General features: G+C 57.4%; 11 protein-coding genes. 7 read left to right on the forward strand and 4 right to left on the reverse strand.

The genetic code is table 11. The annotated features are described in order from the left end of the window. Positions 1-6 precede the first annotated feature (6 nt). From mtrB to secA, 5 genes are all read left to right on the forward strand, one after another. On the forward strand, positions 7-1794 hold the full coding sequence (gene mtrB / locus DCC24_RS03825; RefSeq protein ID WP_233491971.1) for an MtrAB system histidine kinase MtrB: 1788 nt from the start codon (positions 7-9) through the stop codon (positions 1792-1794). Further along, complete coding sequence (locus tag DCC24_RS03830) at positions 1787-3538, forward strand: LpqB family beta-propeller domain-containing protein (RefSeq protein ID WP_158524589.1); 1752 nt, start codon at positions 1787-1789, stop codon at positions 3536-3538. Before mtrB ends, DCC24_RS03830 begins: the two co-directional genes overlap by 8 nt. Positions 3539-3707: 169 nt before the next feature. Continuing rightward, positions 3708-4475 (forward strand): ComF family protein, encoded by a 768-nt coding sequence (locus tag DCC24_RS03835; RefSeq protein WP_158524590.1) that lies wholly within the window; start codon positions 3708-3710, stop codon positions 4473-4475. Positions 4476-4600: 125 nt separating this feature from the next. Next, positions 4601-5299 carry a ribosome hibernation-promoting factor, HPF/YfiA family gene (hpf, locus tag DCC24_RS03840; RefSeq protein WP_110098603.1) on the forward strand — a complete coding sequence of 233 codons (699 nt, stop codon included), beginning with the start codon at positions 4601-4603 and terminating at the stop codon, positions 5297-5299. A 236-nt stretch (positions 5300-5535) separates the two neighbouring features. After that, a complete protein-coding gene (gene secA, locus DCC24_RS03845) occupies positions 5536-8298 on the forward strand; it encodes a preprotein translocase subunit SecA (RefSeq protein ID WP_110098604.1) in 2763 nt (920 codons plus the stop codon). A gap of 139 nt (positions 8299-8437) precedes the next feature. Here the strand turns inward: secA and DCC24_RS03850 are convergent, their stop codons facing one another. The 4 genes from DCC24_RS03850 to DCC24_RS03865 form a co-directional block, all read right to left on the reverse strand. Further along, positions 8438-9148, reverse strand: coding sequence for an Rv3235 family protein (locus DCC24_RS03850; RefSeq protein ID WP_110098605.1), 711 nt, complete (start codon positions 9146-9148; stop codon positions 8438-8440). 65 nt (positions 9149-9213) lie between these two features. Next, positions 9214-10002, reverse strand: a complete 789-nt coding sequence (locus DCC24_RS03855) for a LysM peptidoglycan-binding domain-containing protein (RefSeq protein WP_110098606.1) — start codon at positions 10000-10002, stop codon at positions 9214-9216. Positions 10003-10048: 46 nt separating this feature from the next. Beyond that, complete coding sequence (locus tag DCC24_RS03860) at positions 10049-10234, reverse strand: hypothetical protein (RefSeq protein ID WP_110098607.1); 186 nt, start codon at positions 10232-10234, stop codon at positions 10049-10051. Positions 10235-10738: 504 nt separating this feature from the next. Further along, on the reverse strand, positions 10739-10957 hold the full coding sequence (locus tag DCC24_RS03865; protein WP_110098608.1) for a helix-turn-helix domain-containing protein: 219 nt from the start codon (positions 10955-10957) through the stop codon (positions 10739-10741). 270 nt (positions 10958-11227) lie between these two features. Between DCC24_RS03865 and DCC24_RS03870 the strand changes: the two genes are divergently transcribed. Further along, entirely contained in the window at positions 11228-11875 is a 648-nt protein-coding gene (locus DCC24_RS03870) for a hypothetical protein (protein WP_110098609.1), read from the forward strand. Positions 11876-11882: 7 nt separating this feature from the next. After that, on the forward strand, positions 11883-13421 hold the full coding sequence (locus DCC24_RS03875) for a P-loop NTPase (protein ID WP_158524591.1): 1539 nt from the start codon (positions 11883-11885) through the stop codon (positions 13419-13421). Positions 13422-13457: the final 36 nt, after the last annotated feature.

A 13457-nucleotide genomic window follows, 5' to 3' on the forward strand; every position in this document is an offset into this window, starting at 1 on the left:
GCAGCCTTGTCCGTCGAGTCAGAAGAAACGACCTCCGAAGCAAACACCGCCCGACCGGCAGCGCCTGAGGCCCAGCGGGCAGAAAAACCGCGCAAGAATCGCTTCCTTTCTCGGCCGTTCAAAACTTTTTGGCGACGTTGGCAGTCCTCGTTGCAGCTACGCACGGTGATGATTACCGCTTTGCTCTCGGTGATTGCCGTGCTGATCCTGGCGCTGTTCTTGACTCATCAGGTGACCACGGGTCTGTTCCAGTCCCGGTTTAATCAAGTGCAGGCCGAGGCTAATCACGGGCTGAGCCAAGCACGAGAAGTCTTTGACTCCGCGGCAACCGCTGACGAAGAATCCACGGCCTCTTTGGTCAACGACACCCTGGCAGCGTTAAGTGGCAATACCTCGGGGGCCATTGCCCGCGATTTCGTGTTGGTTCCCCTCGATGATGACGAGAACCAATTCGTTGGCTCGATGTCCTCAGCCGGCGTGAGTGAAGACGTCATCACCGATGACTTGGCGAGCCAAGTCGAACAAGGCGATGGGATCTACTGGCAGTCGGTGGCCATTCCCTCTGACACCGGCGGGGCAACAGATCCGGGGCTGGCCTTCGGTACTCAGGTAGTGTTACCGCCAGGTAACTACTATGCGTTGTATTTCATTTACGACATCTCTGAAGTACAAGGCACGCTGGATTACGTGATGAGCGTGCTCCTCATTGCCGGTGCGATTTTGATCTTGCTCAATGTCGTGATTGCCGTGGTGACGACCCGCTCGGTGGTACGCCCCATCCAGCAGGCGGCCGAAACCGCCCAGTGGTTGTCGTCGGGTGACCTCTCGGTGCGCATGAATGTCAACCGGGAAGATGAAGTCGCGACGTTGTCTCGGTCGTTCAACTCGATGGCCGACAATATTCAGGACCAGATCACCCAGCTGGCGCATCTGTCTCAGATTCAACAGCGGTTCGTCTCCGATGTGTCTCACGAGTTACGGACACCGCTGACCACGGTGCGGATGGCAGCAGAAGTGCTCTATGACTCACGTGATGATTTCGATGCTGTTAATCGTCGCTCCACCGAGTTGCTCTATCACCAAGTGGAGCGCTTCCAAGCGTTGCTCGCTGATCTTTTGGAGATCTCGCGATTCGATGCCGGGGCAGCCCAGGTGGCCAGTGAGTCCACCGACCTGTTGCATTTGGTCGCCGACGTACTACTGACTGCCCAGCCGCTGGCCGATAATAACCAGACCGAACTATCCATTGTGCCCCAAGGGGACCAATTCACCGCAGAAGTCGATTCCCGTCGCATCGAACGCATTCTGCGCAATCTCATCAATAACGCCATTGAACACGGCGAATCGAAACCGGTCGATGTCATCGTGGCCGGAAATAAGACAGAGATTGCGATCGTGGTGCGTGACCACGGGCTGGGCTTGAGCGAAGATGAACTCGAGCGTGTTTTCGACCGGTTCTGGCGTGCTGACCCGGCCCGGACACGCACCACCGGAGGCTCCGGTCTGGGCCTGGCCATTGCCGTGGAAGATACGCGCTTGCACCACGGCGAACTCGATGTTTGGGGCGAACCCCACCGCGGCGCTGCCTTCCGTCTTGTCTTACCCCGCCAGGTTGGTGGAGAACTCGTCAAGCCCTACCCGCTACAACTGCCTCCCGAATATGAGTGCTCGGAGCGTCGTAGCGCTTTCGATATCGGCCCCGGCCCAGACGAACCTGCGAACGGCCACGAAATGCCAGACCGGGTGAATGAGCAAGCCTTGGTGCCACGATCTCGGAGGGGGCCTGATGACTAGAACACTCAGAGCACTGGTCGTGCTGGTGGCGTGTGCGCTGGTGCTGGCTGGGTGTTCCCGATTGCCGCAGTCTGGTCCGGTCGGAGAATCTGAAGACTTGGGTACGACAGGGGAATCGGTCATCCACACCTTTAACCCTGCCGGACCGGCCGAGGATGCCTCACCCGAGTCCATCATTAATGGGTTCATTGTGGCAGCGACCGGGGTTCAAGATGACTTCGCTGTGGCGCGGAGCTACCTGACAGACTCGGCGGCTGAGCAATGGGACCCGCTGGCCCGTACCCTGGTGTATCAAGGATCTCCGGCGGTGGTCTCGACTGAAGACACCGATACCTACACGGTGCAGCTTGAGGTTGATTCGGCGGTGGATGCACAGGGGGTGATGTCCCCGCTCCCATCGGAGACGACTGAAGCCCTGGAAATCAAGCTGACTGAGGTCGACGGCCAGTGGCGGATTTCTGAGCTACCCGACGGCATTGCCTTAGACAGCGCACAGTTCTCGGCACTGTTTGTCTCCCAAACTCTGTACTTCTACGACTTCGACTACCACAATGCCGTGCCGGATACCCGGTGGTTCCTTGACCGTCCCGGTCAAGCCACGGCCATCGTCGAGGCCTTGATTACCGGTCCAGCCAGCTATCTGGAGGGTGCTGTGGCCAACCCAATGGAGCAGGTCGAACTTGCTCGCCCATCGGTACCGATCAGTTCCGGCACAGCCTCGATCGATGTGAAGGCCGATTCGCTGGCGGGCACCAGCGCCCTACAGCGTCAACGCATTGAGCATCAATTGCAGATGACCTTGGGCACCCGGCCACGGATTTCGGATGTGAAACTTACCGTGGGGCTGGAAGATGTGGATACAGGAGAGCCTGATCCGCAGTTCCGGGAGACCCCCACGACGTATTCCGTTGGAGCTCGTCAAATTGCCATCAACCATGACACCAACCAACTGGTCTATTACCAGGGCTCCAACATCACCGAGATCCCTGGCGTTGCAGACGTCAGTAGTCTGGGGCCCCACGAGCCGACGATGAACGTGGAAGGCAACCGCTTTGTGTTCTTGAATGAGGACTCCACCCAGATGGTTGGGGCCACCAACGGGTCGGCGGTTCAGGAACTGGCGTCTGGAACCGATCTGTTGGCTCCTTCACTTGACAACAGGGGATGGGCCTGGACTGTCTCCAGCGTTGAAGATGAGCATTCCGAGGATGCTGGGGAGTCAGAGAACGCCGAAGCCGCTGTCTCAGGTGGCGAACAGACATTGCTCGCCAGCGAATTCGACGGCGAACAGGTTCAGGAAATCAGTGTCCCGTGGTTGATGGATGGGGAGATTAAAGCCGTACGGGTTTCTCCTGAAGGATCTCGGATCGCGATGATTTTAGAGCGGGACAACTCCCAGCAACTCTTTATTTCCGGTATCGTCCGCGATGATTCGGGTAAGCCGTTGGGTTTGGTGGAACCCCTCGTGGTTGAAACCGCAGCCCCGGCCAACCGGGTGCAGTGGTACTCCATGAACGAGGTCCTGATCGGCGAGGTCTCCAGTAGCGAACGCGTCGAGCTGGAAATGATTGGATTGGCTGGCACCAGCGTGACCTTTAAACCCATGCTCGGTATGCGTGGCTTTTCGACCGGGGCCGGCAACGCCACGGTGTACGCCGAAACCGACGACGAGGTGTATATCCGCGTCGGGACCAATTGGCGTGCCCAAGAGGATAACGCCGACGACTTGTCCTACCCCGGCTAACATTCTCCACAGTCTCTGAGTGTAGCTGGGGTTGCAACCAGCAAAGCGCGAGACTGGGAAGATGAGATCTTTCAGGCACGAACCACCCAGGCCACCGGCGCCGAGGCCTCGTCTGACGCGATGGGCAGGCCGTCTTGATCGACTTCGCGAACACCCTGGCGCGCGCTGGGTGAGCACTGCAGGCCGTGAATTGGCCGGAATCCTCATGCCTCGCATCTGCGTCGTCTGTCAGCGCCGCGACGCCACCGCCGAGCACCTCTGTCACCACTGTCGGCAGACCGTGATGCCACAACTCCTTCATCCGGAACGTGCTGAGTCCTGGGCACCATCCCTTCCCTTTATACCCGGCACCGACCGCCCCTTGCCGGTGGTGGCAACAGGACAATACACCCGTGAGTTAGCCCGCATGATCCTGGCGTTCAAAGACCACTCCCGGACCGGGTTGCATCGGCTTCTTGCACCCGCACTGGCTAGGTCGATGCTGGTAGCCCGGGACCTGGTGTGGGACGCTGTGGCACAACAATATGGCACCAGCGCAACGCAGCTGCCGGTCGTGGCGGTGCCGATCCCGAGCTCTGCGGCTAGTTGGCGCCGTCGGGGTTTCGACCCGCTTGACACACTGGTGACCAGAGCGCCCGTGCCCGGCATCATACGCCAGCGACAGTTTTTACGACATCGTTGGAGATTAAACGCCCGCACATCGCACGCTGGTCGCACCGCGGCCCAACGAGTCACCGCGGCAGAACGAAAATTCTGGGTCAGACGCGGAATTGCGCAACAACTCACCGGGTATCCGGTGATGATCGTTGATGATGTGCTCACCACCGGGGCGACGCTGGCCGGGGCCACACGAGTTCTGGAAGCCGCGGGATGGGAGGTGCTCGCAGCAGCGGTGATCGCTACGGTTGAGAAACATTCGCACGACGATTTGAGCTAAACCGGAGATGGCAACGTGAACAGCTGGCAATCAATGGGTAGACTCGGCATTACCAACAGAGCACGGTGGTGAAGGGAGGTTAAACTTCTCTTACCACCGTGCTTGTTTTAGCTAAGGAGGACATTATGGCCATCGACATCTCCTATGTAGCCCGCGGCGCTTCCATTAAGGAATCGTTCCGCGATTATGTTGAAGAACGCCTCGAGAAAATCGAGTCCCTACTTCAAGAAGCCCAACGGGTCGAAATCAAGCTCGGTGCTCAGCCATCTCACACCGGCGCCTCCGGGTCGATGACCGTGGAACTAACCGTACATAGCCCCAAAAACGTAGTGCGTGCTGAAGCTTCCGACGACGACCAAATGGTGGCCTTCGATAAGGTATTCCATAAGATTCAGGAACGACTGCGCCGGCTACGGGAACGGCGCAAGTCTCACCGCAAACGTGTTTCGGTCCGCGAAATCACCGCCGATTCGGTGCTCGTGGACAACTCTGTGTCGTTGGTGGAACAGGTGCTAGAAGCCCAGCGCGAGGAAGCTGAGCGTGAAGAACAGGAACGGCACCTGGCAGAAAACGGTGAGGCACCGGTGACCATCCGTCAGAAGGTTTTTCCGCCAGAAAGCATGTCGCTCGACGATGCCGTGGACAACATGGAGCTACTGGGCCACGACTTCTACTTGTTCATTGATGCAGAGTCGGGACGTCCCTCTGTGGCCTACCGGCGACGTGGCTGGTCCTACGGCGTGATCAGCCTGGGTGAAGACACTGAACCTGAAGGTTCCGACGAACAAATCCGGGCTTACCGAGATCAGCAAGCTAGCGCTTAAACGTCTTGGCCCACTGAGGGTCTGTGATAGACCTCGAAGTGGCCTTGTTGCACACGCAACAAGGCCACTTTTTCATCCCTGAACTGTAGATCTTGGTCACTCATGGACAAAGCCCATACTAAGGATTCTTCCAGGTTAAACCACGTAGACTAGTCTGGTTGAATGCTTTGTTCCTGGACCTGTGACGACTTCGTCGTTGAGGGTCTGAGACGATTTGTGAATTTGGAGTCAACACTGTGGTCTCTTTCATCGAGAAGATCCTCAAGACCGGTGAGAAGAAAGTTCTCAAACGGTTGAGGGCCTATACCGATGCTGTCAACCAGCTCGAAGATGACTATCGGGACATGTCTGATGCCGAACTTCGGGCAGAAACCGATCGCTTCCGTGCTGAAATCGAAGACGGTACATCGCTGGATGCACTTTTACCCGAAGCATTTGCCACGGTGCGTGAAGCATCGTCCCGTACCTTGGGACTTCGCCACTTTGACGTGCAACTCATGGGTGCTGCTGCCTTGCACCTGGGAAACATCGCTGAGATGAAAACCGGTGAAGGTAAAACTCTAGTCGCCACAGCTCCCAGCTACCTGAACGCGTTGAGTGGTCAAGGCGTCCACGTGGTGACGGTTAACGACTACCTGGCCGAGTACCAATCAGACTTGATGGGACGGGTTTTCCGGTTCCTTGGGATGGAAACCGGCGTCATTCTGTCCAACCAGCGTCCTGCGCAACGGGCAAAACAGTATGCAGCTGACATCACCTACGGGACTAACAACGAATTTGGGTTCGACTATCTGCGCGACAATATGGCCTGGTCGCTCGACGATTTGGTGCAACGCGGACACAACTTCGCCATCGTCGACGAAGTCGACTCAATCCTCATCGACGAGGCACGTACTCCGTTGATTATCTCCGGACCGGCTCAGGGCGACGCCTCGAAGTGGTATTTACAATTCGCCAAATTGGCTCCGCGGCTGAAGCGCAATACTGACTACGAAGTGGACGAGAAAAAGAGGACCGTTTCGATCTCCGAAGAAGGTATCGATAAGGTCGAAGACTGGCTCGGAATCGACAACCTGTACGAATCGGCCAACACCCCGCTGATTCAGTACCTGAATAACGCGCTGAAAGCCAAGGAACTCTTTACCCGCGATAAGGACTATGTGGTTCTCAAAGGCGAGGTTCAAATCGTCGATGAGCATACCGGACGCGTGTTGGCAGGACGCCGTTACTCCGAGGGAGTTCACCAGGCGATTGAGGCCAAAGAAGGTGTGAAGATCAAGGCTGAGAACCAGACTTTGGCCACGGTGACGTTGCAGAACTATTTCCGCCTCTACGACAAGCTGTCGGGGATGACCGGTACGGCTGAGACTGAAGCTGCAGAGTTTATGAGCACCTATAAACTCGGCGTTGTCCCGATTCCGACAAATAAAGATGTTCAGCGCATCGATAAAAAAGACATTGTCTACGCCAGCGAGAAGGCGAAGTTTAATGCTGTCGTGGATGATATCGAGGCCCGTCATAAATCTGGTCAGCCGGTTTTGGTCGGGACCACCTCGGTTGAAAAAACTGAATATTTGTCGAAGCTGTTGGCCAAAAAAGGCGTACGTCACGAAGTGCTTAACGCGAAAAACAATGCGCGAGAAGCTGCCATTGTTGCTCAAGCCGGTCGTAAAGGTGCGGTGACGGTGGCAACGAACATGGCCGGACGTGGTACCGACATCATGCTCGGTGGTAACGCCGAATTTAATGCGGTCGCGGAGATGCAGGCACGCGGGCTCGACCCCGAAGAAAATGCTGAAGAATACGAGCAAATCTGGGACGAAGTCTTTGCTGAGCAAAAGGTGAAGACCCAGGCGGAGCGCGAAGAAGTTGTGGAGGCCGGTGGCTTATATGTGCTGGGAACTGAACGCCACGAATCCCGACGGATTGATAACCAGCTACGAGGTCGTTCCGGACGTCAAGGGGACCCCGGCGAGTCTCGGTTCTACTTGTCCCTGACCGATGATCTGATGCGACTGTTCAACCCGGGTATGGCGCGGAAGATTCTGCAACGCACCGGTGATGACGACCAGTTTGCCCTGGAATCCGGTCTGGTGACGAAGGCGATTCAGAATGCGCAGTCCAACGTGGAATCGCGCAACACCGAACAGCGCAAGAATGTCCTTAAATACGACGACGTGATGAACCGTCAGCGTGAGGCCATCTACGCTGACCGTCGTCAGATTTTGGAAGGCCAAGATCTGGCCGAAAAGGTCGAGCACTTCATCGAGGACTCCATTAGCGATGCCGTTGATGAAGCCACGGCCGGGGAACGAAGTTCCGAATGGTCCCCAGAGACGTTGTGGGAAGATCTGCGCTTGATCTATCCGGTCGAGTTGACCCCCGAAGAACTCGAGGAACAGCTCGGTGAATTGCACCGGGCGAAGCCTGCGGATTTGAAGCGTGAGTTTGTCTCCGATGCAAAAGTGCTGTATCAGGACCGCGAAGAAGAGATCGGCTCCGATAATATGCGTGAACTAGAGCGCAAGGTGGTGCTCAATTCCATCGGGCGAAAATGGCAAGAGCACCTCTACGAGATGGACTACCTTAAAGAAGGTATTGGGTTGCGCGCCATGGCCCAACGTGATCCTCTGGTCGAATACCAGCGTGAGGGCTACACGATGTTTGAAGCCATGATGCAGGCAATTCGCCAGGAATCGGTCCACAATCTGTTCACTCTCGACGTCAAAACCCAGCCACAGAAGGCTAGCCTTCCAGGCGTCACCGATTCTCGTGAGGTGACCATGGCGCCACAGCTGAAAATTAAAGGTCTGGACACTGACACACAGCCCGGCAAGTTGCAGTACACGGCCCCGTCCTCAGAAGGAACCGGGACTGCGAAAACCGAGGTTCGTCGCACAGACGACGGTAGTGAGAGGACGCAATCTCGAGCGGAGCGCAAAGCTGCCGAACGAGAGAAAAAGAAGGCCGCGAAGAAAGCCCGCGCCCAGAAAAAATAACATGTGTCGCCTCTGACGGCTTGGCTGAGGCCCGCGATCCGGTAGGGTTGCGGGCCTCAGCATGTGAGAAGTTTCGGCACTGGCGCATTTGGGATGAGTAGCTAGGTTTGGGCAACGGTGTCTGTTACCCAGGTGAGGGTTACCCCAACTCGAAATCACACACTTTCCACCTGTCGCGGTGCTTCTCAAAACGAAGTGCCATCGCCCGCAATCGGTTGCCAACAATAATGGTGGCACTGGATTCGTAGCACTGCGAAGGGGTTCGCTGTAGTCGCATTCGGTGTACCCGAACATTCATCGGTTTTTGACCGTCCGATTCCTGGGGTCGACCCTGCTGGGCGAGTTGGGCCCGAAACCTCATCTTCTCGATCATCTCCAGCGACATCCACCCTTGAAGTTGGTGGTAGCTTCGCAACCCATATTCAATCTCCACACAAGCTTGGCCGAGCACTCGGGTCATGGTTTGCAGGTGGCGTTCGGTGGCTCGACGCTGTTCTGCCAGGGCCCGTTGGGCTATCTGCCGTTGGCGGTTGGCGACCGGATCGTCCTGGGGAGTGGCGTCGGGCAACTGAGCGGGAGTCCGGTGCGAAACAGGCTCCGTGTCTGCAGGAGTTTGGTCTGGTGTGCTAATGGCCGGGGTGGACACCGTACCGGGTTTGAAGTGAATGAGCGGAGAGCGGGTGTTGGTCCACGCCGCTAGTTTCTCGTCGTGAAATCCCGTCAGCGCTGACGGGACGGGACTGACGGAGACTGAAGCTGGTTTACTGACCGGAGAATTGGACTGTCGGGGGAGTGCGCGCTGTTGGACGGACTGAGGGCCAGCAGTCGCAGAGACGGAGGGGAGCGTCATGATGGGGTTATCTCCTCATAAGGATAGGCGGTGGGAAGAACAGATCGTGGGCGGACAAAACGGGTTTAGGAGCGAAAAGGTGGGGAGGACAAAACCGTTCCTGGACTAACAGTGTGGGGGTCGGATCCGAGCACATCTTGGTTGTGGGACCACCACTGGCGCCAACGGAGATCAATTTCATGTATGGTCGCATCTGCCCCGAGCTCTTCATGGGCGATATCCCACAAACACTCACCGGTACCGACGATGACGGTTTTGCCGGGGACATCAGGGACTGCATCGGAGCTAGCGTCGTCTCCCGACGTGTCGTAGTTGAGATTGGGAATCCAGCCAGGAACAACGTCAGTCGGAGTGTGCAGTCCGGTGTGTTCACGGTCGGGAGAGACACGGGCGCTCACGTCCCAGCCGGCAATGTGCTCTCGTTGAGAAGATTCAATTGCTCTTGTATCAGACAAGGCTAAACCGTCGTGGGTAGTCTCGCCGGCGATGGCCGGCGAGGCGATGAGGAGATTGATCCCACATAACGTCGCGATGAGTCGCCGACCAGCCACGGGCACGACCTGCAAGGTCGCGACACCTTGAATGCGGTGACCGCAACGGTAGAGGGTGACTCCAAGAAGACTCACCACAGCATAGATGACGCAGAGCGCACAGATGCCGATCCCAATCACCGAGCATGCTGTGGCGATGAGGTATTCCAGGGTGGACAATGCGGTCTGCGCCGAGGTGGGGCTGATCGCAGTACTGAACCACCACAACAGCGGGCCGGAGATCACGCTCATCAGCACCAAGCAAACATCGGAGGCGCGAAGACCCGATTGACCGGAGGACGATGAGCTTTTCACCACTGCCATGGGCTCTCCTTAGGGCTTGAAAACTGTCTAAGTACCCAAAAAATTATCAAACATCATCAAACGCGGTCAATGGTGCTGAAAGGAAAATGGTGATGATTGCCACGAAAGAGGTAAGCAGGAATAATGAGGCACCATGCGCTGGGACGAATTTTTTGCTGATCTCGAACACCAAATGAGCGTGGAACTGCGGCAGGTTCGTGATGCTGAGGCCGCTGATTTTACGCGCGGTCACTGGGCGGAAACCTCTTTTGCGGACCGGTTGAGAGGACACCGGGGAGAGACAGTGCAGATGACATTTGCCGATGGAGAACATCAGCGGCTGTTGGTCTCTTCAGTTGGTCCAGACTGGATTGGTGGTCGGACGCAGTCCGGTGCAGTCGTTATACCGCAACGCGCCATAGCGGGCCTGGAAGCAGAAACGCGAACAGCTCGACCGCCGGAATCGACCTTACGAAGCGGACCGCGACTCACGAGCGTGTTGCGTCAACTAGCGCGTCGACGTGAGCCGGTGTCTATCACGGCCGGGTGGGGAAGAATTTATGTGGAAGGAACGGTCGATCGGGTGGGACAGGACTACTGCGAGGTAGCCATACATGCCCGAGACGAATTCCGCAGGCGACCTGCAGTGCGGGGACTACGGCTGATTCCCGTGGACCAGATACAAATGATCGCCACGTCTGCTGTGGCTCTCGACGACCGATAGTGGCCGAGGACAATTACGTACTGCCTCAGACAGTTAGTTCTGGTGAGCTGACTTTTGTTCTTCGATCTTGGCGTGCTGTTCGTCGTGTAACCGCTGGATGAACGCTTCAAAACGTTCTGAATCCACCCGCCATTGTCCGCGGCCCCCAATTTGAAATGCCTCGAGTTCCCCACTCTGGACGAGGTTGCGAGCGGCACCGACAGAAATCTGCAACTCTTCAGCGACATCTGGGAGGGTCAGAAAGCGTGGCATGTCACGTCCTTTCCAGCGAAGTCGTTTTAGAGGTTTAAGACCCTAAACAGGATCGCTCTCTGTTGCTCCTATTGTGACACGTTGCGTCATAGACGAGGCGAATTGTCCACATTTTTCCCTCATTGAGTGCATTCGGTCACATAAATCCCTACGGTGGACAGGGGGCCGGCACCGGCATGATCGTTTTTCGTACTCGTAGATGCCAATGGTTCTTTGCTCCCACCAACTCATGACTCAGCACCGAAAGAGACGAGACACAGAAAGACCCCCATGACCACAGACCCTCGCCCCATCGCAGCGCGGATCCGACGTCCCGGATTCAAAGACCCCAAACTGGTGATTGGCATCCTCTTGGTGGTGTTATCAGTTGTCGCCATGGTGTTTGTGGTGCAGGCGACAGACTCTCGGCAGGGGTACTGGGCCGCCTCGGCTGACGCAGCACCCGGTGAACCGATCACCGCTGAGAATTTTACCGTGGTGCAGGCGCATTTGTCGGAAGCAGATGGATACTACTGGTCGGCCGATGAGCCGTTACCGGAGACTTTTGCAGTAACCTCCACGATTCGTCAGGGCGAGTTCTTACCCCGTGCTACGGTCTCGGAACACGACCCGGAAGATCGCCAGCAGTTCGCTATTCGGACTGCGGAAGATGTCCCCGATGCCGTGCAACCTGGCTCCCGAGTCGACTTATGGGTGTCCCAGCCAGACGACCAACGCCAAGGGTATACCAACGCCGAGCTCACCGCTGAGTCCGCCGAGGTTGTCGCTGTCGAGGACCAACGCAGTGGGTTAGGTGCCTCTTCCACGCTGACGGTCTATGTCTTGCTCACTCCTGAGCAATTACCAGCCATCATTGATGCCCAGGCAGCTTCAGCCAAGATCAGCATCGTCCCGGCTAGCCCAGGTAACGAACGGTAGGAACACGATGACTGCTGTGCGTGTTGCCACGACTTTTTCAGCCCGTTTCGATCACATCGCCGCGATTGAGTCAATGCAATCTGAGGTGATGGTCTCTCACCGGTGCCGATCGGTGGCCGAACTGATTGCCCTGGCCCGTAGTGGGATGATCGATGTGGCACTGATCGCCGAGGATTATCACGAGGTGGGTCTGGAAACCACCGACGCTTTCGCCGAGTCGGGGATGGAACATCTGCGCTGGGGAGTGGTTTGCGATATGCCCGCCGAGCGTCACCGGCTCCAAGCCTTAGACATTCAGGTCATCAGGGCCGAAACCACCGGTGAAGAACTGATCGAATGGATTCAGAACCTCCAGCCCACCTTGCCACGGGCACGCGATACCGAACCCTTGAGACCTCATGAATCCCGCGATGCCACCGACCACGCATTGCGAGCCTTATTGCAAACGGATCCCACCAGTGGTGTAACGCACCAGACGGATCCAGGCCAGCAGGAGCACCCAGAGGACCTGGTTCACGGAACGATGCGTCAGGCCGGGAACGTCATCGCCGTGTGGGGGCCACACGGTGGCGTGGGACGTAGCACGGTTGCGGTCAACCTGGCCGTAGAACTGATGACATGGGGCAAACACGTGCTGCTGATCGATGCCGACACCCACGGCGCCAGTGTGGCCACCATGCTGGGGTTATTAGACGACTCGGCCGGAATTGCTCAGGCCTCGCGAGCGGCTGAGCATCACCGGCTGAGCGTCGAGGAACTCAGATCGCATTGCCACAGGGTCGGTGTGGGCGGTCAGTATCTCGACGTGTTAACCGGCCTGACACGACCGGACCGGTGGGCAGAGTTGCGCCCCAGCTCCTTGCAGACAATCTTTGCCCAGGCCCGAAGCGACTGGGACCTGGTAGTGATCGATGCCGGATTCGGGCTGGAAGAAGATGAGGAGCTCAGCTTCGACATTCCGGCCCCACAACGTCATGCAGCCACGCTGAGTGCCATCCACGCCGCCGACACCGTCGTCGCGGTCGGGACCGCCGACCCAATTGGACTACCGCGCTTGATCGGCGGGATTGAGCAGATCGGCGAGAAGCAGATTTCCGGGGAGGTGATTCCAGTGCTCAACCAGGTCAGTTCGGCCAGTTCTGGATTCAACCCGAAACGAGGCATCACCGAGGTGTGGCAACGTTTTGGGCCGCAGCTGAAGCTGGAGGTTTTCTTGCCGGATCAACCCCAGCAGTGTCGTACCGCCTTATTGCGGGGGCAGGCACTGATCGAAGTCGCTCCGAAGTCGCCGTTGCGACGCGCGGTAAACGAACTCGCGCGTCGGCTGTCGCCACAACCGCCTGACTCGCGCTCGCGACAACACACTCACCATCAAGCTCAGCATCGGCAACAGCAGTTCTCGCCGGAAGCGGGGAGACACCATGTACTGTTTGCCTCGGACTCCCACGCTCCCGAAGCGGGGCAGTGCAGACAGCAGGAGAACCAGGACCATGTAGACCAACCCCGGACCCGTCGGCAACTCCGGCGGGCCCGTCATCGCCGTTAGCTGAGAAATCTTTCTCATCCGGGATATGCCTTCCAT

The sequence above is a fragment of the Auritidibacter sp. NML100628 genome, assembly GCF_003185985.1.
Classification (GTDB): domain Bacteria; phylum Actinomycetota; class Actinomycetes; order Actinomycetales; family Micrococcaceae; genus Auritidibacter; species Auritidibacter ignavus.